Source organism: Burkholderia sp. S171 (genome assembly GCF_009766085.1).
Taxonomy (GTDB): Bacteria; Pseudomonadota; Gammaproteobacteria; order Burkholderiales; family Burkholderiaceae; genus Caballeronia.
Genome location: NZ_LMUF01000039.1, coordinates 57,916 through 83,867, shown reverse-complemented (window position 1 = coordinate 83,867; position 25,952 = coordinate 57,916). Strand labels below are relative to the sequence as shown.

The window sequence follows — 25,952 nt, the reverse complement described above, 5'->3', positions numbered from 1 at the left end:
ATGGATCTGAATCTGCGCGGTAAGGTTGTCGTGTTGACGGGCGCGAGCGTTGGCATCGGGCTCGCTGTAGCAGAAGCATTCGCGGCGGAAGGCGCGAACCTGCTGCTCGCAGCGCGACAGGAAGATCGGTTGACCGAGGCTGCCGCGCGTATTGCGAGCGAGTTCGGCGTATCGGCGATACCGGTCGCTTGCGACGTTGCCACCACCGCAGGCGTCGACAAAATCGTTGCTGCTGCGAGCGCAAATTTCGGCGGCGCCGATATCCTCTTCAACAACGCGGGCACGGGCAGCAACGAGACCATCATGGACGCGCCCGATGAGAAGTGGCAGTCGTATTGGGACCTTCATGTGATGGCGGCCGTGCGCCTCGCGCGCGGTCTCGTGCCGTTGATGAAAGCACGTGGCGGTGGCGCGATCCTGAACAACGCGTCGATCTGCGCGACGCAGCCGCTCGGCTACGAGCCCATCTATAACGTGACGAAAGCCGCGTTGATGATGCTCTCGAAGAACCTCGCGAACGAATTGATCAAGGACAATATCCGCGTCAACACAATCAATCCGGGCCTTGTGCTGACACCTGACTGGATCAAGACGGCCAAGGAACTGACACGCGATTCGGGCGGCGACTGGGAAGCGCATTTGCAAAACGTCGCCGATGAACACGCGCCTATTCGCCGCTTCGCCACGCCCGCCGAGCTGGCGAGCTTTATCGTCTTCCTGTGTTCGGAGCGGGCGAGCTATAGCGTGGGATCGACTTATTTCGTCGATGGCGGGATGTTGAAGACCGTGTGACGCGCGCCCAAACGCTCAACTATCTTTACGGCTGACCGGCAAATTATTCTCCCGTCGGATCTCGCGAATGAGCGCGCTATGGTCGAGATCGCCGTCGCCGTGATCGACCATTGAAGCGAACAGCGCGTCCACGATGTGCGCCACCGGCAGCTCCAGCCCGAGGGACCGTGCCCGCGCCAATGCGGTGCGCGTGTCCTTCAACTGATACTTCGCCGCGCCGCCGGGTGCAAACGATTCGTCGATCATGCGTTGGCCGTGTTTGCGCAGGATCGGAGAATCGGCAAAACCACCAGCAAGTGCTTCGATAACCTTCGCCGGGTCCGCGCCGCCACGCTCCGCAAACAACAATGCCTCGGCCACGGCAGCAATCGTGTTTGCCACGATCAACTGATTCGCAAGCTTGGTCTGCTGCCCGGTTCCGGCAGGGCCCACGCGCACCGGGCGGCCCATCGCGCCGAGCATTTCGCGCGTTGCCTCGAAGGTGTTCAGTTCGCCGCCGGCCATGATGGCGAGGGTTGCATCGATCGCGCCTTGCTGGCCGCCTGACACCGGCGCATCAAGATAACGATAACCACGCTCGGCGCTTATCCGCGCCTGTTCGACCGCGGTCTCTACGGGTATCGAACTCATCACGATCACCGTCGCGCCGGCGCTAAGCGCAGTCAGGACAGCCTTGTCGTGGAAAACCACGGCGTCGCAAGTGGGGCCATCGCTTAGCATGCAGATCAGCACGTTCGCGCCTTGAGCGGCGTCTGCCGGCGTGTTGCAAACCGCTGCCCCTTTCTCAGCGAGCGCGGAAGCCTTCTCCTTCGAGCGATTCCAGGCTCGCACGCCATATCCGGCCGCCAGCAGATTACGCGCCATCGGCTCGCCCATCAGGCCGGTCCCTAGAAATGCAATTACCTCGTCCTTCATGCGTCACCTCGTTGTTCGATAGTCGTTATCGGCATGGTCGCCCATCCGGGACGGCGCGGCAACCGCGACGCACGCAAAGCTCTGGATAACTCCTGCATAACTTCGTGAAGTCCTGTGGGCGAAATCTTGATAACTCGGGTGCTGTATATGAAGCGCCGAAAGTTATCCTTCGGCCAAGTGCCAGCTCCACATTTGGTACGCGAGTTACCTTTTCGCTAGAGCGTTGATCCGAAGGGAGATTGACCGCTTATCCACAGAAAGGGTCGATGCTTGTTAACTATTACTATGTATACATATCAATCCATTAAAAACCATAAGACATGGATGCGCATCGTGACTTGATGCTGCCTTTTTTGTGAGCGCAGGGTCGGAATGCGATGACTCACGACATCTCCAGACAACACGCCAACCCTCCGTAGTTAACATATGTTGTAATTTATTTTGTTATGGCAACATATGGTTATGGTGCTGCGAAGCGCTATCGATAACCAACGGAAGACTGAGGAATGTCATGAACCGGACCACATTGCTCGCAGCCGCCGTGATGGCCGCTGTGTCCACGGGCGTCTTCGCACAGGATGCTCAAACCACCTTGGCGAAGATCCAGGCCGCCAATACGATTGCAATCGGACATCGGGAGACTTCAGTCCCCTTCTCCTACATCGATGCCAACAATGAGGTCATCGGTTTCTCGCAAGATATCTGCAACAAGGTGATTGATGCGGTGAAGGCGAAGATCAAGAAGCCTTATCTCAAGGTACGTTTCATTCCGGTCACGTCGCAGAACCGGATTGCGTTGGTGCAGAACGGCACAATCGATCTCGAATGCGGCGTCACTACGAACCTGAAAGCGCGTCAGGCCCAGGTCACATTTTCTGACACGTTCTTTGTCGCGACGACTCGCCTTCTGACGCGCAAGGACTCGGGTATCAAGGACTTCGCTGACCTCGCCGGCAAGACCGTCGTCACGAATCAGGGAACCACGTCCGAGCGAATTCTCCGCAAGATGAACGAGGAGAAAAAGATGAACATGCAGATCATCAGCGCGAAGGATTATGGCGAGGGCCGCCTGACGCTGGAGACAGGGCGTGCAGTGGCCTACATGATGGACGACGTGCTTCTAGCGGGTACACGCTCGCTGGCGTCCAAGCCATCGGACTATGTGCTGGTCGGCACGCCACAGTCTTCCGAAGCCTATGGCTTCATGCTGAGAAAGGACGATCCCGAGTTCAAGAAGCTGGTGGACGACGCCATGAGCGAAGTCATGAAGGGACCGGAGATTAAGACCCTGTACGCCAAGTGGTTCATGCAGCCGGTGCCGCCGAAGAACATCAGCTTTGATTTTCCGATGAGCGACGCGCTTCAAAAGCTGTACGCCGATCCGAACGACACCGCGTTCGAGTAAAGACTCGTAGCGTTAAAAAGCCACCTTCTTTGAGGAAGGTGGCTTTTTTATTGGACGCTTGAAGCGGCGTTATTCCGGGAACGGCAAGGTGGTCTGCCCTTCGGCGCGCATGCCGAACGTGTTCAGGGTCATCGCGACCAACGCGTAGTAACCGAGCAATCCGACCAGATTGATGATGACCACATGCTCGAAACGCGCGACCGCTGCTGCGAATGTTTTATCCGATACTCGACGGGTCTCGTATAGCTCGGTGGCGAATTCATAGATGAGCGCGTCGTCGGCATCATCGAATTCGGGACGCTCGCCTCGATGGATCGCATCGGCAACGGCCTTCGGAACGCCGGCATCCAACGCGATGGGGTAGTGGATGAACCACTCCCCTTGCGATTGCCAACGCGCGGCGGTAACAAGAATAGCCAGCTCCGACAAGCGCAGCGACAAGCCCGTCTTGTATCGACAAAACGCGCCGAGCCGTTGAGCGTGGTCAGCCAATTCCGGGCTATGAATCCATCCCAGGAATGGACCGTTCAAGTTGCCGCGTGGACCGCTCAGAATGCTTTGAAGAACCGTTTTTTGTTCGTCCGTGGCGTTGGCGATATCGAAGTTCGGAAGGCGATTGGTCATGGGTTGTCCAGAGTTTGATTGTCACTTAACGCGTGCCCGGCGCACCGATCGCGGTCAATGCACCATCTATGGCGTCGGTCAGGCGTGCGCCGATTTCATCGATTTGTGCGGCCGTAGTGATGAACGGTGGCGCGAGGAGCACGTGGTCGCCAACGGCGCCGTCCACTGTACCGCCCATTGGATAGACCATCAGGCCGCGCTTCATCGCTTCACTTTTTATCACTGCGTGCAATTTCTTGCTGGCGCCGAACGGTTTTTTCGATGCCCGGTCCTGCACCAGCTCGACGCCGATAAACAAGCCCCGGCCACGGATATCGCCAATGAACGGATGCTTCGCATAATGCGCGCGAAGCAAGCCACGGAGTTGCTCGCCTCTTGCCTGCACATTGTCCAGCAGCTTCTCGTCCGCGATCACCCGCTGGACCTCCAGCGCCGCCGCACAAGCCGTGGCGTGACCGATGTACGTATGCCCGTGCTGGAAGAAACCGGAGCCGTTGACAATGGTGTTGTAGATCTCGTCGCTGACCAGCGTCGCCCCAATCGCCTGGTAACCGGCTCCCAGGCCCTTCGCGATCGTCAGGAGGTCTGGGACCACTCCATCCTCTGCGCAGGCGTACAGGTGGCCGGTACGCCCCATCCCGCACATGATTTCGTCCAGGATCAGCAATACGCCGTACTTGTTGCAGACCGCGCGGATTTTCTTGAAGTATTCGCGCACTGGCGGCACTGCGCCTGCGGTTGCGCCTACAACCGTTTCGGCGACGAAAGCGGCGACCGTATCGCCACCGAGTTCGAGGATTTTTGACTCGAGTTCGTCGGCGAGGCGCTGCGCGAAAGCTTCCTCGGTTTCATCGGCGCGCTGCTCGCGATAAGCGTAGCAGGGGCTTACGTGATGAGCTTCAATGAGGATCGGAAGAAACGGCTCACGACGCCACGCGTTTCCGCCGATAGCAAGCGCGCCGAGCGTATTGCCGTGATAACTCTGGCGACGAGCGATGAAATGACGCCGCTGGCCTTGGCCCTTCTCGACGAAGTATTGCCGAGCAAGTTTGAGGGCAGCTTCTATTGCTTCGGAGCCGCCGGATGTGAAGTACACGTGGCCCAGGCCTTCGGGCGCGTCTGCTATTAAGCGGTCGGACAATTCTTCCGCGACAGCCGTCGTGAAAAAAGAAGTGTGAGCGTAGGGAAGTTGCTGGGCCTGCCGCTTGATGGCATCGATGACGCGCTGATTGCTGTGGCCCAGGCACGATACGGCGGCACCGCCCGATGCGTCGATGTAGCGCTTACCTTCCGAGTCGATGATCTCGATTCCATCGCCTGCGACTGCGATAGGAAGTTTGGCTCGCGGCGCGCGATGAAAAACGGTTGTCATTCTGACCTCAACGTTTGTGACGATGCCCGGGCGTTCGTCGCTTGGAGAATAAGGGTTCTGAGTTGGTGTTCGCGTGGCTTAAGTGACGTTGCTCAAGCATTGGAGGTCGGGCTTAGGCAACCTCAAGCAATCAGTAACATGCGATGCCTTATTCTCCATTGTTACAACATGTGTTGTCAATCCGGATATTCCGTGACCGTACGCGAGTCGATGTTCGTTATAGGGGAGAAACAGGCGCACGTTGACGCAACGGCTGGGTGCTTTCCATGGCGGATTTCATGGCAGCCGAGAAATTCGGACGTGCGAGACCCACGCAAGCGACTGCGCCACGTCCTCGTACTTCAACCATCCTTACGACGAGTAAGCGCCCTTCGCGTGAAGCGCGGATTCGGCTTCTTCGAGCAATTCGACGGCCGATCGTCCTTCAAGCGCAAGCAGATGGGCGACCAAAGACTCCGCTATCGCAGACGCGGCGACGAGCGATGGAAAAAACGACGGGCTTTCGTGCGAAAAAATGAGCACATGGTCGGCGTTGAGAGCCAGGGGTGACACGGCGCTGTCGGTGATGGCGATAAGCTTGCAGCCCTGCTCTTTCGCCGCTTGCGCGACGCGCACGGCTTCAGCCGAATACGGCGCGAAACTTGTTACGACTGCGGCATGCCCTTTTGCCATGCCGCGTAACTGCATTTCCAATGTTCCGGCCTCCCCGTTGATTAAGCTCACCGATGACCGAAATAGCCGATAACCGTAGACAAGGCTAAACGCGACCGGGTAACACGAGCGGAATCCTGCCACGTGGACATGCGGCGCTTTGCGCAGCATCTTCGCGACCTCGACGATCTTCATGCCGTTCTGCGCGAACGTAACTTCTAGGTTGTGGCTTTGCGCGATGGCGAGTTCCTGGACTAGTGATTCGCCGGAGCCGCCTTTGACTAGCGCGCGGGCCTTGGACGTAAGCGCTTCCGGCCGCGTACGGACACGCGCGACAAATATTTCGCGGAGTTCGTTCCAGCCTGGAAAGCCCAGTTGTTGCGATAGCCGCACGAGGGCCGCGGGTTGCACGTTGGCTCGTTCGGCCACCTTCCGCATTGAAAGAACCGCGACCTCGTCGGGGAAGTTCAGCAGGAAACCAGCGCCCGCCTGGAATTGCGGACTGAACTCGGGAAACTTCGCACGTATCGATGAAACCAGGTCTTCGAAATTGGACGACACGAACAAGCCTCGTTAGGTTGACAACATTTGTAGTTTAACGAGGTTGGGGGCGGTGAGGGTGTTGTATGGATCTTGCCGCCGATGAATGTCGAGAAGCAGTCATTTCTCAGCCGGCGTCAGGCTCGGTTCGATTGCGAAGGCAGAGGAAGGAGGATTGGTGATCGGAGTGATATTAATCTTTCGATTTGCCAGCGATCATGGCGGATATTTAGGCGGCAAATTCATGTAAAAAAAACCAGTGCATACATATAGATAGCCGATTCATGGCGAATCCTGTGGCGGATACAGCGACGTAAAACCTATCCGTCTTTCGCGCCGCGAAAAGCATGTCGGATACGGCGTTAGAGAAGTCCAGCGACGGGCAGTTCTCAAGGCAGACCCGCGCATTTGCGAAACGTCTATGGCACTAGCTCGTTTTCGCTGCGCAGTAACTTAATGTGCGGACATGTCGTGCGCTTAGAGCAAGTTTGCGACACCACCATCATCTTGGCGATTGCGCCCGCTTGGTTCAAAGCCTCGTAACGATGTGCGTCATATCGCGCTGGCCGCAATGTCCATCAGCTTTACTCCTTCGTGGCCGGCTATGTCTTTTCGAATTCGCCCGAGGCGTGGGCTTTCTTGGCAATTTTTGACAAAAATTCTCAAGCATGGCGGTTACTCTAGAGAGAGCACTGATTCGGAGGGCAGTGTTCACTCACATAGGAGACTTAAACATGTCAGAACAACAGAAGAGTGAAAGAACGTACCTTTTTGCAACCGTCGGTTCGCGCACTGGCCGCGGCGGACGGGTCAGCCGGGCAACGACTAAAGCAGAATATCAAGGGATGGCATTTGCCCGAGTCGGCGATGTAGTCACCTACGACGACGGCAGCGAGGCCACCATTATTGACGGCGCTGGGTTTGCCGCCACCTGGGAGGACAAGCCATTTGCCCTCGTTGGCTCTCGCCTGAGCAACGGCGATACGATCACTGAAACGTTGCAGGATGCATGCGGTATCGAAGTTCGCGATGCTGAACAGATTCCCGGCCTCTTTGACGACACCTATACGCTTTCCCAGAGCGCCGCACACGGCGGAAGCACCCATGCGTAAGGCGGCAGTACGGCACGGCGACTCAACGACAACCGGCGGCTTTGTCACTGCGTACTCGTCTACTATTCACGATGGTGGAAAAAAAATCGCACTCAGCGGCGATGAGGCAACTTGCGGTCACTGCAAGGGCCTATTCAAGATGTTCGGCACGGGCAAGGGAATTTCCCAGAAGGCGCGATCCATCGTCGTTGACGGCGACTTGGTGCTGTGTCCGTGCGGAAAGAACAGAGTCATCGTAGGCGCTAATCCCCGGGTCTTTGTCAATACACACTCGGGTTCGGCAGTTACGCGCAACGCGGGTGCTGCAGTCACTTCGGAATCTTCTCTCCCGACCGGCATGTTTGACGAGCAGGTCCGCGCCGCCGCAAGCGTTGCACTTGACGGTTATCCGTACCTTATCGAAATGGTCGACGGGCGGACGTATGCTGGACGAGTCGATGCAAGCGGCAAGTTACCCCGCATCGTCACTGATGATGGTGACGAATACACCGTGTATTGGGGCGATCAAGCCCTTTCAAAACAGGGTGGAGTCTGAGCTATGCCGAACGAGAAAACAGTGGTCCGAACGAACTCAACGCCTAATTCTGTCAAGGCGGTGTCTCTTAATGTATTGAGCTTCCAAGAACTATGGGACACCTACGCGACCGGCGATCCGTACGATGATCCAAACGGGCAGTACGGGAATCAATGTGCGATTCGAATGAGTGTGACTTTCCATCGAGTCAACATCGAGATGAAGTCGTTCTCACAGAAGATGATTAAGCCGGCTCCGGGTAAGGCGAGCATTGGCCGAATTTTGCTCGACGGCAAGCCCACCGCAACGAGAGCCGACGAGTTGGCAGAGTGGCTAGAATTGCGGCCAATCGCAGGGGTTGCGTTAGCAGAAAACATAACGGGACCGGACTGGCAATCCAAGATCAAGGGCCGAACCGGCATCATTGCTTTTTCGCGATACTGGACCCGCGATGGAGAAAAATCGGATGATGCGAGCGGGGGACATATTGATCTTTGGAACGGAACGCGTCTCACAATCAGCGGTCCGGTGGACTCGCTTGCAACGATCGGTCGAAGACTGGGCATGACTTCGTTTTTCGGTGGACGCCGATTTGGATTCTCTGATTTGGGACAGTCCAAGCAGATCTTATTTTGGGAAGTGAAGTGAAAAGGCTCCTAGCAATCCTGTCCTTTGCCTTCGCAGGGCTGGTAGCAGGTTGGTTCACTGCAAATTTGCTCCTGGCGTTTACTCCGAAGTGCGGATACGACTGTGAAACCCGGGCGTTCGGAGTATTTTTTATTTCCGCGGTAGGCGGCGGCTTTGGATTTGTCTTGATTGGCCATCTCGCAACACGAAAGCGCCGCCTTACGATCAGGTTAGTGGCAGCTGTTAGCCCTGCATTGAGCGTGCTTACGCTGCTTCCGGCAGGGGGTCTTTACGTTTGGAAACTGCATGGACACTACGCAGAAGCGGAAGCAGCACGACCGGTTAAACCAAGTCTTGATTTCCTGCACATGACCATTGCGACACGTGCTATACAAGCATATACCGGCAGTGATTTTGGTCCAGTCAAGCGGGTGCGAATAATTCCCCAGTGGCAGCGCTGCCTAATTGGTACGGCGCAATGTGAAAAGCGGCCAAGACAGGCGCAGATGCTTTGCAAGGATGGAGTTGTGTACGTGAATGAAGCGGATTGGCGCGCATTCAGTCTTATTCCCAGCGAAAATCTGCCGGATGCTATAGCGCTTCGTTCAATGGATCTCTGCGCTGGTCAGTAGTTAGTTCAACCGGCGTCAACTGACTGCGAGTACCCAGCTACCTTGAGGCATGTCTTTGTATAGATGTCACGCGTCATCGTCGCGAGGGGCCTGAATGGTGTGGCGACATCCGTAGTTCGCTGTGTGCCGATAAAGAGGTTTTCGTCGCGGGCTCGCAGTCGCTCTTACGGCACGGACATCCATCCAGTGAAGCAATCAGGCGAATAATTGACTAAGCGCGTTGAGCGTCTTCAGTTTGGGCGCGATTGACAAACAATGGTGCTCTTGTCATGTTGCAGACTTTTGCACTACATTAAAAATGCCAACCCGCCCCTACGACTCAGATTTGGGTAAGTCGAAGAAAATTCTCTTTTGGGATATGAAGTGAAGCGACTTTGGGCTGTCATATCGGCTATGACGCTTGGGTTTCTTGCAGCATGGTTTTTTGGTTATGTGACAAGTCGGATTGATTGGTCCACTTCAAAAAGGCTCGTGCGGGGATGCTACGAAATTGATCATTGCGATGTACCTTGGTGGGTCATGACAATTTTTATTTCATGGTTCGTTGGTCCAGCACTCGTGTATGGGACAACCGCTTTCGTCGGCATCGGTAAGCGATGGTCTTTCGCGAGATGGATCGCGACGTTCGTCGTCCTTTTATTGATTACTGGCTGCTTGTATTTCTCGTGGTCCGCTTACCGGCCGCTTGGTTGATCGCTAGCACGGCGGGACCCCACCAGTGAGAAGGGAATGAAGTGGGATCTACGCGGCAGAATTCGGGAATCCTGAAAATACTCAAAATATGACCGTGATAGTTTGGAAACACCGCGAATACGTGGGTTGCATCGGCGGAAAACATGACTGGAACCAACTGGCAATCCACGATCAAGGGCCAAACCGGCATCGTTGCTTTTTCGCGATACTGGACCCGCGATGGAGAAAAATCGGACGATGCAAGCAGGGGCATACTGATTTTTGGAACGGAACGCGCCTGGCCATCGGCGGTCCGGTGGACTCGCTTGCAACGATTGGCCGAAGGCTGAGCTTTACGGCTCGATTGGCGGCGGTGGTTAGCACGGCATTGAGCGTGCTCATGCTGCTTTCGGCAGGAGGGCTTTGCGGTTGGAAACTGCACGGACACTACATAAAAGCGGAGGCGGCACGGCCGGTTACGCCGAGTCTTGAATTCCTGCACATGACCATTGCAACTCGTACGGTACAAGGATTACAGGCAGTGATTTTGGTCGAGTCAGCGCGCTGCGAACGATCCCTCAATGGCAACGCTGCCTAATTGGCATAGCGCAATGTGAAAAGCCTTTTGGTCGCCTCGGAGAGCATCGACGTCTTGAAGTCGCGAACGCAAAGTAAGCGACGTTAAATTTTTTGCAACACTGGTCCTTATTCAAAGAGTTGTCGTGACAATAATTAGCAAAATTTTCGATGGACGCGTTATTAGCCGCCGGGGCTTCCTGAGCGCATCGGCCGGTGCGATCACATCCGCGTCACTTCTATCGAGCGCCGTAGCGCAAGTAGTGGCGCCTGCCTCCAGGATACTTACCTACACCGATCATGAACCTCTAGGTGGGATGCGAACTCGGTTCATCAACGACGTTCTCTTTCCGGCCATTGGGAAAGAATCGAACGGGCGCCTCAATATAGTGGGTCATTGGGAGGGGCAGCTTGCCGGCAGTTATGATGCTTTGCGCGCGGTCGGGAACACAGGTGTTGCGGATATGGCTATTGTCGTGCCGGAATACACCGCCAAGGAACTGCCATTGCATCAAATCTTCAAGAGCTTTCCGAAAGGCCCGTCCGCGAGCAGACAAGTTGATTTCTTCCGCTCGGTGTACGCAGAAGCGCCAGCCTTTTCGGAAGAACTTAAGAAGAATAACGTCGTGCCTATATTTCTTGCGACCGGATACCCGGTCGCTTTTTTCAGCACCAAACCGTTAAATAACCTGAACGGCCTAAAAGGGGAGAAGTGGCGGTCTGCCAGCTTCTGGCATCAGGATTTCCTGAAGAATGCAGGCGCTACCCCGGTTTCGATGCATTGGGGACCGGAAATCTACGACGCCTTAAAGGCGCGGACGCTGGATGGTTTGATGGTAAACGTCGACAGCGGGTACATGCTAAAAGTTCACGAGGCTGCACCGTATGTGCTGGTTTCAAAGGATCTGTGGCTGGGCCATCTTTATGTTCTAGCCATGAACAACGATATTTGGAACGGACTTGCGCCAGAGGATCGGGCGGCTATACAGCGCGCTGCTGAAACGTCCTACCGCACTTTGGGGTCGGTAATGGACCAAAACTTCGATGCCCAGGTAGATGAATTGAGGAAAGGCGGCGCCAACGTCCGGATACTAGATCCGAATGAACTGGAACGCTGGGGGGCTGCCACAAAGTATAAGGACGTACAGGATGCTTGGGTGCGAGAGCAGCAACGCAAAGGCGCTACGAATGTTGGTCCTGTCTTCGAAAAGGTTAACTCGATAATGAACGATGTAATGGGTTAGCAGTTGCTATTAGCTAAACCACGCTGAAACTGGCTTTGATGCAAACCCGAGGAGCCAGTAGGTTACGCTCGGGTTTTAACGATCGCGAGCACGCAACGAGTCAGCTTTTCTGCTGGCAATCGATCCGCAACAGGAAGTTAAAGAAGCGTCGCAACTTTTCGCGCAATCGCTGTCCAACACCCACCGCCCTGGTGGCGACGCAAACGTACTGCCTGGCGAAGACGTCGTTTTCGAGAGCGGCAACGTGCAGATCCTGCTCGATGCGTTGCCGCCCTTTACCGGGGGAATGGATTGCAGTTTTTCACGCCACCCGCTTACCGATAGGAGATAAGCCTCATGACTAGATCGACCGCGCTCATTACTGGCGCGAACAAGGGAATCGGCCTTGAAATCGCGCGCCAGCTCGGTGAACAAAATTTCGCCGTGTGGCTGGGCTGCCGCGATCAGGACCGTGGCGAGGCGGCAGCGGCAGGCCTGCGCGCAGAAGGGATCGAAGCAAACTGTCTGGTGCTGGACGTCACCGACGCCAACAGCATCCGGTCCGCCGCTGAGCATCTGCAGGACCAAATTGGCGCGCTCGACGCGCTCGTCAACAATGCCGGCATGAGTTTTGGGCGTCCGTCGCCAGCCAGCCAGGAGTCAGTCGACGATATGCGCGCCATTTTCGACGTGAACGTGTTTGGGGCGGTCAGGGTCACCCAAGCGTTTGTGCCCCTACTGCGCAAGTCGGCAGCGGCGCGGATCGTGATGATAAGCAGCGGCCTGGGCTCGATCGCCTCGACGCTCGATATGACAAGCGAGAACTGGAACGTAGGCTCTGCTGGCTACTGCGCGTCCAAAACCGCACTCAACATGTTCACGGTCAAGTTCGCCAAGGAACTGGCGGCGGACGGGATCAAGGTCAATGCCGCCGATCCAGGCCTGACCGCGACTGATTTGAACGGTCATATGGGCAGCCGCGCGCCTAGGGACGCGGCCGCTATCGCCATCCGGTTAGCCACGCTGGATAAGTTCGGCCCGACCGGCGGCTTCTTCCTCAACGAGAACGCCGACACTCGTCCTCCCAGGCAACCTTGGTAAGGCGAGTTACTCGCCCATCCCGCTACATGAATCTGCAAGTAAGTAGCCATGGGATGCCCGGCAACTATACGTTGGCTAAAAGTCGCCTTTTGTTGCCGGGATTGAGAAATGTAGGTGTCCGCGACAAGCTTTATTTCGGGTGTTATTTTCATGCAAAAGAATCCGTACTGAGTAAAGCTAGGCAGCTCGACCCGTAGTTCATATTCACGCGGGAAGGATTCAATGGATTCCTGTGGGGGCTTCGAGTTCCTTCCGTTCGGTCGCAAGCGAATCGTTCGATAGTTCGCCAGATTTTCCGCTGTGCACAAAGTATTGACGACCAACGTGTCGCTGACGCATTTCTATCCTGTGGTCAGCAGCTGAACGGGCCACAGGTTCGCAACGTTATTCTCACGAACCCATCCCCTCACTCCACTGTCACACTCTTCGCCAAATTCCTAGGCTTATCCACATCCGTCCCTCTCGCACAAGCCGTGTGATAAGCCAGCAACTGCAGCGGCACGACATGAAGAATGGGCGACAGCAACCCATAATGCTCAGGCATCCGAATAACGTGAATCCCATCCTCGCTAACAATCCGCGTATCGGAATCGGCGAAAACATAAAGCTCGCCCCCACGCGCCCTGACCTCTTGCATATTCGACTTAAGCTTCTCCAGCAGCGCGTCATTAGGCGCCACCGTCACCACTGGCATAGCCTCCGTCACCAGCGCCAACGGCCCATGCTTCAACTCCCCAGCCGGATAAGCTTCCGCGTGAATATACGAAATCTCCTTAAGCTTCAACGCACCCTCAAGCGCGATCGGATAATGCAGTCCGCGTCCGAGAAACAGCGCATTCTCCTTGCGTGAAAACTCTTCCGACCAGGCGATAATCTGCGGCTCCAGCGCCAGCACGCTATTGAGCGCCGCCGGCAAATGCCGCAACTGCGTCAGATATTCCGTTTCCTGCTTTTCACTCACATGCCCGCGCAACGTCCCAAGCGTCACGGCCAACACAAACATCCCGACCAACTGCGTCGTAAATGCCTTAGTAGAAGCCACGCCAATCTCAGTCCCCGCATGCGTCAAAAACGCGAGCTTCGTCAACCGGACCATCGCGCTGGAAGCGACATTGCAAACAGCCAGCGTATGTTTATGCCCCAGCGACTGCGCATGTTTCAACGCGGCCAGCGTATCGGCGGTCTCGCCCGACTGCGAAATCACTACAACCAAAGCCCGTGGATTCGGCACCGATTCGCGATACCGGTACTCACTCGCAATCTCCACTTGCGTCGGGATCTTCGCAACCGATTCAAGCCAGTACTTCGCCGTCATTCCCGCGTACGAACTCGTGCCGCAAGCCAGGATAAGCACGCTGTCGATATCGGCGAAAACTTCTGCCGCGTCCGCCCCGAACAACTCGGCGGAGAAGCGATCGGTTTGAGGAATGGTGTCGGTGATCGCGCGCGGCTGCTCGAAGATTTCCTTCTGCATGAAGTGCCGATACGGCCCAAGCTCAACCGCACCGCCATACGCCGCGACCACGCGCACTTCACGCTGCGCAGGCATTCCATCGCGATCGACAATCTTCACGCCGTCCAGCGTGATCTCGACCACATCGCCTTCATCCAGGAACGCGAAACGGTCGGTGCTGCCGGCAAGCGCGAGCGCATCGGAGGCGAGGAAGTTCTCGCCATCGCCTACTCCAACCACCAGCGGCGACCCCTGCCGCGCGCCGACAACCGTATGCGGCTGATCCTTGTGGATCACGGCAATGGCGTACGCGCCATGCAATTCCTTCACGGCGTCACGCACGGTCTGGAACAGATCGCCGCGATACATGCTGTGGATCAAATGCGCGATGACTTCGGTATCGGTCTGCGAGACAAACTCATAGCCCTTCCCGCGCAGCATGGTCCGCAACGTCTCATAGTTCTCGATGATCCCGTTGTGCACCAGCGCGAGTTCGTTGCGCGAAAAGATGGGATGCGCGTTGTCGGTGACGGGCGCGCCGTGCGTCGCCCAGCGCGTGTGCGCAATGCCGGTTGCGCCTTCCAGATGCGTATCGCGGACCTGATCGGCGAGATCGGCCACGCGCGCCACGCTGCGCGCGCGCTTCGGTTCGCCATCGGCAATCACGGCCACGCCGCAGGAATCGTAGCCGCGATATTCAAGCCGCCGCAGACCTTCGACCAGCACCGATACGATGTTACGTTGCGCAACCGCGCCGACAATTCCGCACATGGCGTCGTCCTCTACAGATTGTTTTTGAATCGCTCGAAAACGCCCGGCGCTCGCCACCCAGGCCCGCGCTCAAGCACTCGCGCACTCGCTATTTGTTCAGGGTTTTCTTTACAGGCCGTACGTAACCGCTCTTGCTGACCTGAGTTTTTTCGTTCAGCACGAGTTGGTCTTCCGCGACATCCTTCCAAACGGTCGTCCCGGCCGCGATGGACGCACCGCGCCCCACGCGCACGGGCGCAACCAGTTGGGTATCGGAGCCGACGAACACGTCGTCCTCGATCACCGTGCGGAATTTGTTCGCGCCGTCGTAATTACACGTGATCGTGCCCGCGCCGATATTCACTCGCGCCCCAATATCCGAGTCACCGATATAGCTCAAATGGTTCGCCTTCGACCCACGCCCGAACACCGCGTTTTTTACTTCGACGAAGTTGCCCACGTGCGCTTCGTCGCCGAGCACCGCACCCGGCCGCAGGCGCGCATACGGTCCCAACACGACGTTCGCGCCGGTCGTACTGCCATCGATGTGCGTGAACGCATCAATTCGCGTCCCCATGCCGATCGACGCATTGCGAATCACGCAATTCGGGCCGACGGTCACGTTATCCTCCAGCGTCACATTGCCTTCGAAGACGCAATTCACGTCGATAGACACATCGCGTCCGCACGTCAGCGTGCCGCGCACATCGATGCGCGCGGGGTCCAGCAACGTGACGCCGGCAACCAGCAGCGCCTCGGCAACATTGCCCTGGTAAATCCGTTCGAGTTCGGCGAGTTGCTGCTTGCTGTTCACGCCGAGCGTTTCCCACTCTTCGTCCGGTTGCGACGTGACCACTTCGATGCCGGCTTCGAGCGCACGCTCGACGACATCGGTGAGATAAAACTCGCCCTGCTTGTTGTCGTTTTTAAGCGATGCCAGCCATTCGCCAAGCTGCGCGGTCGGCGTAATGACAATGCCGGTATTGATCTCGGCAATCGTCAACTGCCCGGCGTTGGCGTCTTTCTGCTCGACAATGCACTGCACGGCGCCCGTCGGATCGCGCACAATGCGGCCGTACCCGGTCGGATCGTCCAAAGTGACTGTCAGGACGCCGTAGCGGCCGCCGGATGCTGCATCGGCCAGGCGTTGCAGCGTGCTGACGCGGGTGAGCGGCACATCGCCGTAAAGAATGAGCGTAGGCACGGAAAGGTCGAGCAGCGGCAGCGCTTGCTGAACCGCGTGGCCGGTGCCCAGTTGCTGATCCTGCACGGCAAATTGGACATCGGGAGCACCGACCGCCTTCTGAACCTGTTCCGCCCCATGTCCGATCACGACGACAAGCCGTGTGGGCTTGAGCGCACGCGCAACGTCGAGCACATGGGAGAGAAGCGGCCGGCCAGCCAGGGGATGAAGGACTTTCGGCAAGGCGGAACGCATGCGCTTGCCCGTGCCTGCCGCCAAAATAACAATGTTCATGGCGTCAGCTTCGCTGAAGTGTTGGGAGCCGCCAATATAGCACGCGGGGGTGGGCGGCTAAACCCGGTGCGGCCTTGCTGAGCAACGATTCTGGGGGCTTCTCGGCCGGCGTCAAATATCGTCGAACTGAACAATCGAAATAGTCTGCGAGGTTGACTCCGTCGAACACGGGTCTTCATCGAACGCGATATCCCCGGCCGGATCCGCCACGCCCGTCGCGCGCAATCCGGCAAACGGAAACAGCCCGTGATCCATCAAATGCGATGGCACCACGTGCCCCAGCGCGTTGAACATGTTCTCCACGCGGCCCGGGAAACGCTTTTCCCAATCGCGGATCAGCGCCTTCATTTCCGCGCGCTTCAGGTTCGGCTGACTGCCGCACAGGTTGCACGGAATGATCGGGAACTCGCGCAACTCGGCGAACTTCTCCAGATCCCGTTCCTTCGCGTATGCCAGCGGCCGAATCACGATGTTCTTCCCATCGTCAGATTGAAGCTTGGGGGGCATGCCCTTCAGCTTGCCGCCGTAGAACATATTCAGCAGCAACGTCTGCAAAATATCGTCGCGATGATGGCCGAGCGCAATTTTCGTCGCCCCAAGCTCACCCGCCACCCGATACAAAATCCCGCGCCGCAATCTCGAACAGAGCGAACACGTCGTCTTGCCTTCCGGCACGAGCCGCTTGACGATGCTGTACGTATCCTGATTCTCGATATGAAACGGGATATCCAGCTTGCGCAAATACTCGGGCAGCACGTGCTCCGGAAACCCCGGCTGTTTCTGGTCGAGATTCACAGCCACGATCTCGAAGTTGATCGGCGCGCGCTCGCGCAGTCGCATCAGCAATTCGAGCATCGCGTACGAATCCTTGCCGCCGGACAGGCAGACCATGACCTTGTCGCCGTCCTCGATCATGTTGTAATCCGTGACGGCCTCGCCCACCTGACGCGCCAGCCGCTTGAACAACTTGTTGTTCTCGTAGGCCTGTTTCTGCTCGCGGCGCGTCAGCGGTTCACGCATTGTCGGGACGGATACCGTCTCCTGAACCACCGGCGTTTCCGCTTCCGTTAGCGAACTCATGCTGCCACCTCTTTGATGCGAAAGACTTCAACGCCCACGGCATCGCAGTCGGGATAAACGTCCGGCTTTTCTGTGGAAACCACCACCGCCCGCACATTCGGATGTTCGAGCAGCGCGGCAGCGACGTCATCGCAGAGTGTTTCCTGCAAGTGGATATGCCCTTTGCCCACGCGCTTGGCGATGGTCGAGCGCATGAAATCGTAATCGACGACTTCGCGCAGCTTGTCTTCAGTCGGCGTCGATAACGCCAGCGGCACGAACAATTCCACGTTAATCACCACGCGTTGCTCGCCCCGCTTTTCGAAATCGTGCACGCCAATGTTGATGCGCACTTCGTAATTGCGCAGAAAAAGCCGCCGGCAATCGGCGAGCCGGGGATGCGAAAGTGCGGCAAGCATGGTCGTGTCCTGGTGATTCAGATTAACTTACTAAAAGCGACGAATTAAACGCCGCCCGAAGCGCGGCCTGCGGTCAAAAACATGATGTCGCGCGGCGACGGCACGAGATGCTGCCCGCCATCGACTACGAGCGTCGTGCCCGTCACGCCCGCTGCGTCGGCGAGATAACAAGCGGCCGCAACCACATCCTCCACCCGCGAAGCCCGGCCCAACGGCGTTACCTTGTGCGCGGCCTCAAACTCGGCCGACGTCATGTCGGCGGACGGCAGCGTAAGGCCCGGCGCCAGCCCGACCACGCGCAACTTCGGCGCAAGCGCCTGCGCCAGCGCGACGGTCGCGTTTTCCAGCGCCGCCTTGGTCAGCGTGTACGACAAATAATCCGGATTCATGTTGTACAGCTTCTGGTCGAGCACGTTGATGACGCAGCGGCGTTGGGTTTCATCGTCGGCGGCGGCATCGGGCGTGGCGTCGAACAGCGCGCGCGCCAAGGCCAGCGGCGCACCGACGTTGACCGCCATCATCTCGAGCAGCCGCGGGTAGCTGAAATCGCGCGCGGTATCTTCGACAAAACTCGACGCGTTGTTCACCACGCAATGCAAACCACCCAACGTTTCGATACACGCCGGCACCAGCCGCGCCACGTCGCTTTCCACGCCAAGGTCCGCGTGCAGCGCGACGGCTCGGCGGCCGAGGGCGCGGATCGACTGGACGACTTCCTGCGCCTGGCCCTCAGAACCGCCAAAATGCACGGCGACGTCCCAGCCACGCGCGGCGAAACCGAGCGCCAGCCCGCGGCCGATGCGTTTTGCCGCGCCGGTGATCAGCACCACACGGGTTTTCGGCCCGGAAGAATCTGGAGAAGTGGACGAAGAAACGCTCATTTACAATGCCGGAATGAATCCAAAAGCTCACGAATCCGACAGTTTACCTGTTCCCGGCCCCGACGCGCTCGCGCAGTCCGAGGCGCTGACGGCACGCATCCGGGCGGAAATCGCGTCGGCGGGCGGCTGGCTGCCGTTCAGCCGGTATATGGAACTGGCACTTTACGCGCCCGGCCTCGGCTATTACACCGGCGGCTCGATGAAATTCGGCAAACGCGGCGACGACGGCAGCGACTTCGTCACCGCGCCGGAAATGTCGCCGTTGTTCTCGGCCACGCTGGCGCGGCCCGTCGCTCAGGCGTTGCGCGACAGCGGCACGCGCAATTTGATGGAATTCGGCGCTGGCACAGGAAAACTCGCCGCCGGCTTGCTGAACGCGTTGAAAGCGCTGGACGTTCCCTTCGACAATTACGCGATCGTGGATTTGTCTGGCGAATTGCAGGAACGCCAGCGGGCGACGATTGAAGCCGATGCCCCCGAACTGGCATCGAAGGTGACATGGCTCAGCGTTTTGCCGGCCCACTTTGAAGGCGTGGTGATCGGCAACGAAGTGCTCGACGCCATGCCCGTGCGCCTGGTCGTGCGAAAACTGGGCGTGTGGCATGAGCGCGGCGTATCGTGGACGAACAACCGTTTCACGTTCGATGACAAACCCCTGCTAGCCGCGCTCGATGACCCGCTGCTGGCCGAAATAGATGCCACCATCGATGAAGTCAACGACGAGCCGTTTATCGAATACTTGAGCGAAACGCACGAAGCGGCGCTGGCTTTCACGCGCACAATTTGCACGATGCTCACGCGCGGCGCGGCGTTTTTCATCGATTACGGCTTTCCACGGCGCGAGTTTTATCACGCCCAGCGGGCGCAAGGCACGGTTATGTGCCATTACCGGCATCGGTCGCACGGCGATCCGTTCTTGTATCCCGGGCTGCAGGACATCACGGCGCACGTGGAGTTTTCGGGGATCGCGGAGGCCGGCACGGACGCGGGCGCCGATTTGCTCGGCTTTACATCGCAGGCGCGTTTCCTGATGAACGCCGGCATTACGGATGCGCTTGCGGACCTCGATCCGAGTGACGCCCGGCGCTTTCTGCCCGCTGCGAATGCCGTTCAGAAGTTGTTATCGGAGGCGGAAATGGGCGAGTTGTTCAAGGTGATTGCGTTCTCGCGGGGTATCGACGACACGCTGCTCGCATTCTCGTCCGGCGACCGCTCACATACCTTATGAAATCATGATCCGCTGGGTACTCACCACGTTCATTGCGTTGTCGATTCTCTCGGCGTGTTTGCCTTGGATGAAGAAACTCGGCATCGGCAGGTTACCCGGCGATTTCACGCTGCGCCTGTTCGGACGGGAATATCCGTTCCCGTTCATGTCGACCATTTTGCTGTCGCTGGTGCTGTCGTTGCTGGCGCGGGCGCTTTGATTTGATTCAAGGCTAAAGCTTTTGGAGCACGGCCTCCACCGCCGTCACGCGTGCTGCGTGAACCGCGTCCTTGATCTTCGCCGGCTGGTCTGCGTACTGCTGCGCGACAGCGCCGGCATCGACTGCACGCGCCGCCACCAATGCTTCACGCAAACGCTCGGCCTGCGGATACGGTTGCTGGCTCAAACCGAGCCGGCCGCGGGCATCGGAGACACAGGCTTGCAGCGCTTCGGCAAACCGCGCGGGCTTGCGCAGCGCGTCGCAACGCTCGAACAAACGCACCAGCGCCGCCGCCCCAAACTCCATCACCCGATGAATATTCCCGTGCTCACGCGCCACCAGCAGCGCGAGATCCCGACATTCGTTCGGCACGCGCAAACGCTCGCACAACGGCTTCAGCAGATCGACACTACGCCCTTCATGGCCGATATGGCGCGGCAGGATGTCGTCGGGCGTGGTCGCCTTGCCGAGATCGTGAGTCAGCGCGGCGAAGCGCACCGGCAACGCATAACCGTGCGCAGCGGCGTAATCCAGGACCATCATCACGTGCACGCCGGTATCGACTTCCGGGTGATAGTCGGCACGTTGCGGCACACCCCACAGCGAATTCACCTCCGGAAGAATCCGCGCGAGCGCGCCACATTCGCGCAGCACCTCGAACATCCGCGATGGCGTTTTTTCCATCAAGCCACGCGACACTTCCTGCCACACGCGCTCGGGCACGAGCGCATCGACTTCACCGTCCGCGACCATGCGTTTCATCAGCGCGAGCGTTTCGTCAGCGATGGTGAAATCCGCGAAACGCGCAGCAAACCGCCCGATGCGCAGAATTCGCACCGGATCTTCGATAAACGCCTCACCCACATGCCGGAACACCCGCGCTTCCAGATCAGCGCGGCCATTGAACGGATCGATCACCGGTCCAGTCAACTCGCCGTCCGGCCTCACTTCCCGCGCCATTGCGTTCACGGTCAGATCGCGGCGGGCGAGATCTTCTTCGAGCGTTACGTCAGGCGCGTAGAAAAACTGAAAACCGTGATATCCCGCCGATGTCTTCCGCTCGGTCCGCGCAAGCGCATATTCCTCGTGCGTGTGCGGATGCAAAAACACGGGAAAATCCTTGCCGACCGGCTTATAACCTTGCGCCGTCATCTGCTCGGGCGTGGCACCGACCACGACGTAATCCCGGTCCTGAACCGGCAGGCCGAGCATGTCATCGCGGATCGCGCCGCCCACGGCGTAAATGTTCATTGCTCGTTCCGTGCGCCTTCGATCCACTCGGCGACAATAGGCAGAGCCGTGATGCGGGCGGCGTAAGCGAGCGCCGTTTCGCTCAGCTTGGGCGCGTAGGAATTGAAGCGCATGACGACCGGCGCGAACATCGCGTCTGCTATACCGAACTCCTTGCCGAACAAGAACGGGCCACCGTGCGCGTCGAGGCAATTGCGCCAGATCAGGTCGATTCGCTTGACGGTGGCCAACGCGCCCGCCGTGAGTTCTTGGCCGAACGCCTGCCGCTGGATATTCATCGACATTTGCTCGCGCAGATCAGCGAATCCCGCGTGCATTTCCGCGCTGATGCTGCGGGCGTGCGCCCGCTCGGAGGCATCGCGCGGCCACATGGCGTGCTGCGGGAACAGTTCAGCCAGCGTCTCCATGATCGCGACGGATTCCCACACGGCGTCGCCGGCATCGGTCACGAGGCAAGGCACTTTCCCCGATGGCGAATGCGCGAGGATATTCGCGGAGGAATCCGGCCGCGCGAGGCGAATCATCACTTCCTCGAAAGGAATGCCGAAGTGCTTGAGCACGAGCCACGGCCGCATGGACCATGACGACATATTCTTGTCACCAATAACGAGTTTCATCGCAAATATCTGAGGTTAAATAACTAGCAAAAATCAACGCCCGGCGGACGCGCGAAACGTATCGAAACGCGAGCGTGACGACGATCCTGTGAGATACATCGGCGCAATAGCTTCGATGCTCGCCGGTTCTTCAATACCGAGTTCCGGCGCCACCGGCCCGGTTGCTACGCTAGGCGTTTTCATCGAATCGAGATTATCGCGCGACATCATGGGTTCGCCAGGCGCGAGTTCAAGCGACATCGCCTGAAGGCGCCCGAGGCTGTTGGGCAACCGGATGATCTTCGCGTTTTTGCCGATCGCCGCGCCGCTGAACCGGACCAGTTCTTCGAGCGTGTACACCGTCGGTCCGGCGAGTTCATACACGCGGCCGCTGGCGGCATCGAGATCGAGCACATTCGCGAAGGCCTTCGCAACATCGCCGACAAAAACCGGCTGAAACTGCGCTTGCGAACACGCCAGCGGAATCACCGGAAAGATCCGCTCGAGGAACGCGAACTGATTCAGGAAGTTGTCTTCGGGACCGAACACCACGGAGGGACGAAAGATCGTGGTCGCCAGATTCGATTCGCGCACGGCCTTTTCGCCATCGCCTTTCGAACGCAGATACATGCTCGGCCCTGACGGATCCGCGCCAAGCGCGCTCATGTGAATCAAGCGCCGCACGCCCTTCGCCTGACACGCCGCCACAATCTTGCTGGGCAGCTCGACGTGCGCCTTGGCGAATTGAGGACCGTAAGGGTCGCCGCGTTTGCCTTGCAGAATGCCGACCAGATTGATGACTGCGTCGGCTTGAGAGACAAAGGCGGCCAGCTGGACGGGATCGAAGACATTCGTTTCGATCACATCCACAGGCAGCAGCGTCAGATGCGCTGCATTCTCGCGACGCCGCGTGGCAACACGCACGTTCTTGCCAAGCTCGACAAGCGCGTTGACCAAATGACTGCCGATAAACCCCGATCCGCCGATCAACGCAATGGTTTGATGCCGCATGTTCGCCTCTGTAAGTGGCGGTCCGCGAAAGCGTCAGGGCGGCGGCGCCGCGCGTGACTTTCGACTAACCGTATCGACCGGAAAAGCGAAACGCGCGGCGGGTCTTGTTGCTGGGCCCTTATGGCGCGATATAGCCGAGCCGCGTTTTCAGCGATTGCGGACGGCCTTCAAACAGCGCCGCGTAGTACACGGTGTTCGAAAGCACGTTCTTGACGTAATCGCGGGTTTCCGTGAACGGAATGGTTTCAGCAAAAATCGCGCCCTCTACCGGTGCGTTGAGCGTGGAACGCCATTGCGTCGGGCGTCCCGGGCCCGCGTTGTAACCGGCGGTGGCGAGAACGGCGGAATCGTCGAACTGGTTGTAGACCATGGCCAGATAATTCGTGCCGAGCAGGATGTTGGTGTCGAGGTCGTTCATCTGTTCACGCGATACGGGTCCCATGCCGATTTTCTTCGCCACGAGTTGCGCGGTGCCGGGCATCAACTGCATCAGGCCGCCCGCGCCCACTTCCGACTTAGCGTTGATGATGAAACGCGATTCCTGGCGGATCAGGCCATAGGCCCATTCGACATCGAGTCCGGTGTTCTTCGACTCACGCTCGACCACATCACGATACGGCGAGAGATACCGCAGCGAGAAATCGTGTTCGGTCTTGGTTTTGTCCGCCGTGTTCACCGCGCGGTCGAACAATTCGATGCGCTTTGCGTACTGCGCGGCTGCGATCAATTGGCGGTCCGTCATGGTACGCAGCGGCCAGTTCCATTCGCGGTTGCCTTCGAGCCGAAGGTTCATGGCGTAAAACTTCTGCGACAGCGCAAAACCCGGCACCGATGCAGCCTGGGCGATTTCGGCGTCGCTCACTTCCGTGCGCGGCGGCACCGTGATCTTCTGGCCAAGTTCTTCGGACGCCAACTGACCGTAGAAATTGAACTGATCCGCGATGCTCGTGAATTCCTGATTGGCCGTGGCAACGTCCCCCGCTTGCTTCAGCGAGCGTGCGTGCCAGTAGATCCACGCGGGCTGGTTGCGCAGCGTCGGCGGCATTTGTTCGATCGACCAGCGCACCATGATCCAGTCGCCGGCAAGCAATGCACTGCGCGTGCGCCATTCATAGGCGGGGTTCGACAACGGCGCATTCACCGAAAGCCGGTACCAGTCCACCGCGCTCGGCATGCGCTTCACCGCCGCCTGATAACCAATCGTGCCCCAGCCGACAGCGCGTTCCGACGGCGTCAACGCCGGTGCAACCGAGCTGAACGATGCTGCGGCCATGGCCGGATCGTTGCGCGCCATGCGCGTGATGGCGACGAGTGCCAGTTGATGCGACGACGTGTCGCGACCTACGCCGCGTGCGAGATACAGCGGCGGGGTGCTGGCGGCGGTATCGAAGACGCTTTGATCCGGGCGTTGCTGGCCCAGCGCGTCCGCGATCTTGCTGCCGGTGTTCGTATAGTTTTGTTCGTAGGCGAGGCGGATTTGCTGCCAGACGTCGTCGGCGGTGAATTGCTGCGAGACGGCCAGTGCGTTGATCAGGTCGACGCAACCATCGCCATACCATTTAGGATCGACGAGCAGAGCGCGCGCGGCGTCCGCGACATTTTCTCCGCGCGACGCCCGTGCTTCGAGCGCGTAGCATTTCACTTGCGTGTCGTCGTTCAGTACGAAGCGCGGGTATTGATCGAGGAAATTGCGCCAGTCGTGGCGAGCGCCGAGCACGGTCAGATAGTCGTTGCGCATACGGTCGGCGATCGCCTGGCCGTCATAGCGCTGCAGGAACGCGAGCACCGGCTCGTCCGGTGCGTCAACGCGCGCGTGTCCTTGCGAGTCGAAGAGTTGCGGCTTGATGGTGTAGTAATCGATATAACCCGGCGCCGGATAATTCGGAATTTGCGCGGCCAATTGCATGGCACGGCCGGCGTCATTCGAGCGCGCGGCTTCGCGCAACTGGATGAAGATGCGGTCGTCGGGCGAGAGCGAATAATCAGCGGCTGTAGGGCGCACGGCGGATGCGGTACCGCATCCGATCAGCGTGATCGCGGCGAGCGCGGTTGCAACTGCGAGATATACTCGTTTGAGACGTTTTGACATCGTTATTTCTGGAGCGCGAAGTGATGCAAAGCATAGCACGCAACCCTCTGCTGGAAACCAAAAGCGCGCTGCGTGCAAACCTGCTTGCAACCCGCGAGGCACAAGGCGCTCGGGCCGATCAAGATGCACGTGGCGAAGCGTTGGCGCGGCGTCTGATGGAAGCGGTCGCACGCTTTCCCGATGCCTCGTGCATTGGGTTTTATTGGCCGGTGGCCGGAGAGTTCGATGCGCGCGATGTGCTGACTGTCTGGCTGGCGCTGAATGCATCGCGGAAGGCCGCTTTGCCGGTGGTGGTTGCGCCGAGGGCGCCGCTGGTTTTTCATGCGTGGCAGCCGGGCGCGGCGATGAAGAAGGGGCGGTATGGCATTCCCGTGCCGGAGGAGGAGCGGGTGGTTGTGCCGGACTTGCTCGTTATTCCGTGTGTGGGTTTCGATGCCGATCGGTATCGACTGGGATATGGCGGGGGGTATTACGATCGGACGTTGGCTAATTGGGCGCGGGGCCTGACGCCGGCGACGATTGGGGTGGCTTTTGAGTCCGCTAAGTGCGATGCCCTGCCGAGGGGGGAATTTGATTTGCCTCTCGGGGCGATTGTGACCGAATCGGAGGTTTATTGAGTGTTCGCACCGGTGGACGGTTTGGGGGTTTTGGTTTGGGGGTCGCGGTGAGTGTCAGGTTTTGAGGGGTGGCGGTTGGGGGCGATGCTGGGGTGGTGCTTTCGGTGTTAGTGGTCGGAGTCAATGCCGGGGTGGTGCTTTCGGCCTTAGCGGTCTACGAGAGTCA

Annotated in this window: 25 protein-coding genes; 12 read left to right on the top strand and 13 right to left on the bottom strand. The window is 58.5% G+C overall.

All coding sequences use genetic code 11. The features are described 5' to 3' along the window. Complete coding sequence (locus GSQ93_RS21060; RefSeq protein WP_158937584.1) at positions 1 to 792, top strand: SDR family NAD(P)-dependent oxidoreductase; 792 nt, start codon at positions 1 to 3, stop codon at positions 790 to 792. Between the two features lie 15 nt (positions 793 to 807). Here GSQ93_RS21060 and GSQ93_RS21055 read toward each other — a convergent pair whose 3' ends face one another. After that, on the bottom strand, positions 808 to 1,707 hold the full coding sequence (locus GSQ93_RS21055; protein WP_158937583.1) for an NAD(P)-dependent oxidoreductase: 900 nt from the start codon (positions 1,705 to 1,707) through the stop codon (positions 808 to 810). Between the two features lie 511 nt (positions 1,708 to 2,218). Here GSQ93_RS21055 and GSQ93_RS21050 point away from each other — a divergent pair. Further along, positions 2,219 to 3,112 carry a glutamate/aspartate ABC transporter substrate-binding protein gene (locus GSQ93_RS21050; protein WP_158937582.1) on the top strand — a complete coding sequence of 298 codons (894 nt, stop codon included), beginning with the start codon at positions 2,219 to 2,221 and terminating at the stop codon, positions 3,110 to 3,112. 69 nt (positions 3,113 to 3,181) lie between these two features. On the opposite strand, the gene GSQ93_RS21045 is transcribed toward GSQ93_RS21050, so the two are convergent. The 3 genes from GSQ93_RS21045 to GSQ93_RS21035 form a co-directional block, all read right to left on the bottom strand. After that, on the bottom strand, positions 3,182 to 3,736 hold the full coding sequence (locus GSQ93_RS21045) for a carboxymuconolactone decarboxylase family protein (RefSeq protein WP_158937581.1): 555 nt from the start codon (positions 3,734 to 3,736) through the stop codon (positions 3,182 to 3,184). Between the two features lie 25 nt (positions 3,737 to 3,761). Next, positions 3,762 to 5,108 carry an aspartate aminotransferase family protein gene (locus tag GSQ93_RS21040; protein WP_158937580.1) on the bottom strand — a complete coding sequence of 449 codons (1,347 nt, stop codon included), beginning with the start codon at positions 5,106 to 5,108 and terminating at the stop codon, positions 3,762 to 3,764. 351 nt (positions 5,109 to 5,459) lie between these two features. Continuing rightward, positions 5,460 to 6,320: a MurR/RpiR family transcriptional regulator gene (locus GSQ93_RS21035; RefSeq protein WP_158937579.1), complete on the bottom strand. Its 861-nt coding sequence runs from the start codon at positions 6,318 to 6,320 to the stop codon at positions 5,460 to 5,462. A gap of 713 nt (positions 6,321 to 7,033) precedes the next feature. Between GSQ93_RS21035 and GSQ93_RS21030 the strand changes: the two genes are divergently transcribed. The 7 genes from GSQ93_RS21030 to GSQ93_RS21000 all read left to right on the top strand — a co-directional run bounded on the left by GSQ93_RS21030 (position 7,034) and on the right by GSQ93_RS21000 (position 12,756). Further along, positions 7,034 to 7,411 (top strand): PAAR domain-containing protein, encoded by a 378-nt coding sequence (locus GSQ93_RS21030; protein WP_158937578.1) that lies wholly within the window; start codon positions 7,034 to 7,036, stop codon positions 7,409 to 7,411. Further along, positions 7,404 to 7,946, top strand: coding sequence for a PAAR domain-containing protein (locus tag GSQ93_RS21025; protein ID WP_158937577.1), 543 nt, complete (start codon positions 7,404 to 7,406; stop codon positions 7,944 to 7,946). Before GSQ93_RS21030 ends, GSQ93_RS21025 begins: the two co-directional genes overlap by 8 nt. Before the next feature lie 3 nt (positions 7,947 to 7,949). Next, positions 7,950 to 8,573, top strand: a complete 624-nt coding sequence (locus GSQ93_RS21020) for a type VI secretion system amidase effector protein Tae4 (RefSeq protein WP_158937576.1) — start codon at positions 7,950 to 7,952, stop codon at positions 8,571 to 8,573. After that, the gene (locus GSQ93_RS21015) at positions 8,570 to 9,184 is read left to right on the top strand and encodes a hypothetical protein (protein WP_158937575.1); all 615 of its coding nucleotides are present in this window, start codon (positions 8,570 to 8,572) and stop codon (positions 9,182 to 9,184) included. The genes GSQ93_RS21020 and GSQ93_RS21015 overlap by 4 nt, the downstream gene beginning before the upstream one ends. Before the next feature lie 781 nt (positions 9,185 to 9,965). Continuing rightward, on the top strand, positions 9,966 to 10,454 hold the full coding sequence (locus GSQ93_RS21010; protein WP_158937574.1) for a hypothetical protein: 489 nt from the start codon (positions 9,966 to 9,968) through the stop codon (positions 10,452 to 10,454). Between the two features lie 124 nt (positions 10,455 to 10,578). Beyond that, the gene (gene dctP / locus GSQ93_RS21005; RefSeq protein ID WP_216857649.1) at positions 10,579 to 11,676 is read left to right on the top strand and encodes a TRAP transporter substrate-binding protein DctP; all 1,098 of its coding nucleotides are present in this window, start codon (positions 10,579 to 10,581) and stop codon (positions 11,674 to 11,676) included. Positions 11,677 to 12,012: 336 nt separating this feature from the next. Continuing rightward, positions 12,013 to 12,756, top strand: a complete 744-nt coding sequence (locus GSQ93_RS21000; protein ID WP_158937573.1) for an SDR family oxidoreductase — start codon at positions 12,013 to 12,015, stop codon at positions 12,754 to 12,756. A gap of 406 nt (positions 12,757 to 13,162) precedes the next feature. Here the strand turns inward: GSQ93_RS21000 and glmS are convergent, their stop codons facing one another. The 5 genes from glmS to GSQ93_RS20975 all read right to left on the bottom strand — a co-directional run bounded on the left by glmS (position 13,163) and on the right by GSQ93_RS20975 (position 18,795). Beyond that, positions 13,163 to 14,980 (bottom strand): glutamine--fructose-6-phosphate transaminase (isomerizing), encoded by a 1,818-nt coding sequence (gene glmS, locus GSQ93_RS20995; RefSeq protein WP_158937572.1) that lies wholly within the window; start codon positions 14,978 to 14,980, stop codon positions 13,163 to 13,165. Between the two features lie 88 nt (positions 14,981 to 15,068). Further along, the gene (gene glmU / locus GSQ93_RS20990) at positions 15,069 to 16,436 is read right to left on the bottom strand and encodes a bifunctional UDP-N-acetylglucosamine diphosphorylase/glucosamine-1-phosphate N-acetyltransferase GlmU (RefSeq protein WP_158937571.1); all 1,368 of its coding nucleotides are present in this window, start codon (positions 16,434 to 16,436) and stop codon (positions 15,069 to 15,071) included. Positions 16,437 to 16,547: 111 nt separating this feature from the next. After that, complete coding sequence (ttcA, locus tag GSQ93_RS20985; protein ID WP_158937702.1) at positions 16,548 to 17,456, bottom strand: tRNA 2-thiocytidine(32) synthetase TtcA; 909 nt, start codon at positions 17,454 to 17,456, stop codon at positions 16,548 to 16,550. Positions 17,457 to 17,512: 56 nt separating this feature from the next. Then, positions 17,513 to 17,914, bottom strand: coding sequence for a dihydroneopterin aldolase (locus tag GSQ93_RS20980; protein WP_158937570.1), 402 nt, complete (start codon positions 17,912 to 17,914; stop codon positions 17,513 to 17,515). A gap of 44 nt (positions 17,915 to 17,958) precedes the next feature. After that, on the bottom strand, positions 17,959 to 18,795 hold the full coding sequence (locus tag GSQ93_RS20975; RefSeq protein ID WP_158937569.1) for an SDR family oxidoreductase: 837 nt from the start codon (positions 18,793 to 18,795) through the stop codon (positions 17,959 to 17,961). A gap of 13 nt (positions 18,796 to 18,808) precedes the next feature. On the opposite strand from GSQ93_RS20975, the gene GSQ93_RS20970 reads away from it, so the two are divergent. Both GSQ93_RS20970 and GSQ93_RS20965 read left to right on the top strand, forming a co-directional pair. After that, positions 18,809 to 20,023, top strand: coding sequence for a class I SAM-dependent methyltransferase (locus GSQ93_RS20970; RefSeq protein WP_158937568.1), 1,215 nt, complete (start codon positions 18,809 to 18,811; stop codon positions 20,021 to 20,023). Between the two features lie 4 nt (positions 20,024 to 20,027). Then, positions 20,028 to 20,222 (top strand): DUF2905 domain-containing protein, encoded by a 195-nt coding sequence (locus GSQ93_RS20965; RefSeq protein WP_031362236.1) that lies wholly within the window; start codon positions 20,028 to 20,030, stop codon positions 20,220 to 20,222. Positions 20,223 to 20,234: 12 nt separating this feature from the next. Here GSQ93_RS20965 and GSQ93_RS20960 read toward each other — a convergent pair whose 3' ends face one another. From GSQ93_RS20960 to GSQ93_RS20945, 4 genes are all read right to left on the bottom strand, one after another. Beyond that, positions 20,235 to 21,473: a multifunctional CCA addition/repair protein gene (locus GSQ93_RS20960; protein ID WP_158937567.1), complete on the bottom strand. Its 1,239-nt coding sequence runs from the start codon at positions 21,471 to 21,473 to the stop codon at positions 20,235 to 20,237. Then, on the bottom strand, positions 21,470 to 22,090 hold the full coding sequence (locus GSQ93_RS20955; RefSeq protein ID WP_158937566.1) for a glutathione S-transferase family protein: 621 nt from the start codon (positions 22,088 to 22,090) through the stop codon (positions 21,470 to 21,472). The genes GSQ93_RS20960 and GSQ93_RS20955 overlap by 4 nt, the downstream gene beginning before the upstream one ends. Positions 22,091 to 22,123: 33 nt before the next feature. Further along, positions 22,124 to 23,080, bottom strand: coding sequence for a complex I NDUFA9 subunit family protein (locus GSQ93_RS20950; protein ID WP_158937565.1), 957 nt, complete (start codon positions 23,078 to 23,080; stop codon positions 22,124 to 22,126). A gap of 118 nt (positions 23,081 to 23,198) precedes the next feature. Continuing rightward, positions 23,199 to 25,169 carry a lytic transglycosylase domain-containing protein gene (locus GSQ93_RS20945; RefSeq protein ID WP_158937564.1) on the bottom strand — a complete coding sequence of 657 codons (1,971 nt, stop codon included), beginning with the start codon at positions 25,167 to 25,169 and terminating at the stop codon, positions 23,199 to 23,201. Between the two features lie 23 nt (positions 25,170 to 25,192). On the opposite strand from GSQ93_RS20945, the gene GSQ93_RS20940 reads away from it, so the two are divergent. Then, positions 25,193 to 25,786, top strand: a complete 594-nt coding sequence (locus GSQ93_RS20940; protein WP_158937563.1) for a 5-formyltetrahydrofolate cyclo-ligase — start codon at positions 25,193 to 25,195, stop codon at positions 25,784 to 25,786. Positions 25,787 to 25,952 lie beyond the last annotated feature (166 nt).

What these genes read in the sequence shown, in the direction of transcription:
- GSQ93_RS21060 (WP_158937584.1), top strand. Translation starts at nt 1, where the DNA reads ATGGATCTGAATCTGCGCGGTAAGGTTGTCGTGTTGACGGGCGCGAGC.
- GSQ93_RS21055 (WP_158937583.1), bottom strand. Translation starts at nt 1,707, where the DNA reads ATGAAGGACGAGGTAATTGCATTTCTAGGGACCGGCCTGATGGGCGAG.
- GSQ93_RS21050 (WP_158937582.1), top strand. Translation starts at nt 2,219, where the DNA reads ATGAACCGGACCACATTGCTCGCAGCCGCCGTGATGGCCGCTGTGTCC.
- GSQ93_RS21045 (WP_158937581.1), bottom strand. Translation starts at nt 3,736, where the DNA reads ATGACCAATCGCCTTCCGAACTTCGATATCGCCAACGCCACGGACGAA.
- GSQ93_RS21040 (WP_158937580.1), bottom strand. Translation starts at nt 5,108, where the DNA reads ATGACAACCGTTTTTCATCGCGCGCCGCGAGCCAAACTTCCTATCGCA.
- GSQ93_RS21030 (WP_158937578.1), top strand. Translation starts at nt 7,034, where the DNA reads ATGTCAGAACAACAGAAGAGTGAAAGAACGTACCTTTTTGCAACCGTC.
- GSQ93_RS21025 (WP_158937577.1), top strand. Translation starts at nt 7,404, where the DNA reads ATGCGTAAGGCGGCAGTACGGCACGGCGACTCAACGACAACCGGCGGC.
- GSQ93_RS21020 (WP_158937576.1), top strand. Translation starts at nt 7,950, where the DNA reads ATGCCGAACGAGAAAACAGTGGTCCGAACGAACTCAACGCCTAATTCT.
- GSQ93_RS21010 (WP_158937574.1), top strand. Translation starts at nt 9,966, where the DNA reads ATGACCGTGATAGTTTGGAAACACCGCGAATACGTGGGTTGCATCGGC.
- GSQ93_RS21000 (WP_158937573.1), top strand. Translation starts at nt 12,013, where the DNA reads ATGACTAGATCGACCGCGCTCATTACTGGCGCGAACAAGGGAATCGGC.
- glmS (WP_158937572.1), bottom strand. Translation starts at nt 14,980, where the DNA reads ATGTGCGGAATTGTCGGCGCGGTTGCGCAACGTAACATCGTATCGGTG.
- glmU (WP_158937571.1), bottom strand. Translation starts at nt 16,436, where the DNA reads ATGAACATTGTTATTTTGGCGGCAGGCACGGGCAAGCGCATGCGTTCC.
- ttcA (WP_158937702.1), bottom strand. Translation starts at nt 17,456, where the DNA reads ATGCGTGAACCGCTGACGCGCCGCGAGCAGAAACAGGCCTACGAGAAC.
- GSQ93_RS20980 (WP_158937570.1), bottom strand. Translation starts at nt 17,914, where the DNA reads ATGCTTGCCGCACTTTCGCATCCCCGGCTCGCCGATTGCCGGCGGCTT.
- GSQ93_RS20975 (WP_158937569.1), bottom strand. Translation starts at nt 18,795, where the DNA reads ATGAGCGTTTCTTCGTCCACTTCTCCAGATTCTTCCGGGCCGAAAACC.
- GSQ93_RS20970 (WP_158937568.1), top strand. Translation starts at nt 18,809, where the DNA reads ATGAATCCAAAAGCTCACGAATCCGACAGTTTACCTGTTCCCGGCCCC.
- GSQ93_RS20965 (WP_031362236.1), top strand. Translation starts at nt 20,028, where the DNA reads ATGATCCGCTGGGTACTCACCACGTTCATTGCGTTGTCGATTCTCTCG.
- GSQ93_RS20960 (WP_158937567.1), bottom strand. Translation starts at nt 21,473, where the DNA reads ATGAACATTTACGCCGTGGGCGGCGCGATCCGCGATGACATGCTCGGC.
- GSQ93_RS20955 (WP_158937566.1), bottom strand. Translation starts at nt 22,090, where the DNA reads ATGAAACTCGTTATTGGTGACAAGAATATGTCGTCATGGTCCATGCGG.
- GSQ93_RS20950 (WP_158937565.1), bottom strand. Translation starts at nt 23,080, where the DNA reads ATGCGGCATCAAACCATTGCGTTGATCGGCGGATCGGGGTTTATCGGC.
- GSQ93_RS20945 (WP_158937564.1), bottom strand. Translation starts at nt 25,169, where the DNA reads ATGTCAAAACGTCTCAAACGAGTATATCTCGCAGTTGCAACCGCGCTC.
- GSQ93_RS20940 (WP_158937563.1), top strand. Translation starts at nt 25,193, where the DNA reads ATGCAAAGCATAGCACGCAACCCTCTGCTGGAAACCAAAAGCGCGCTG.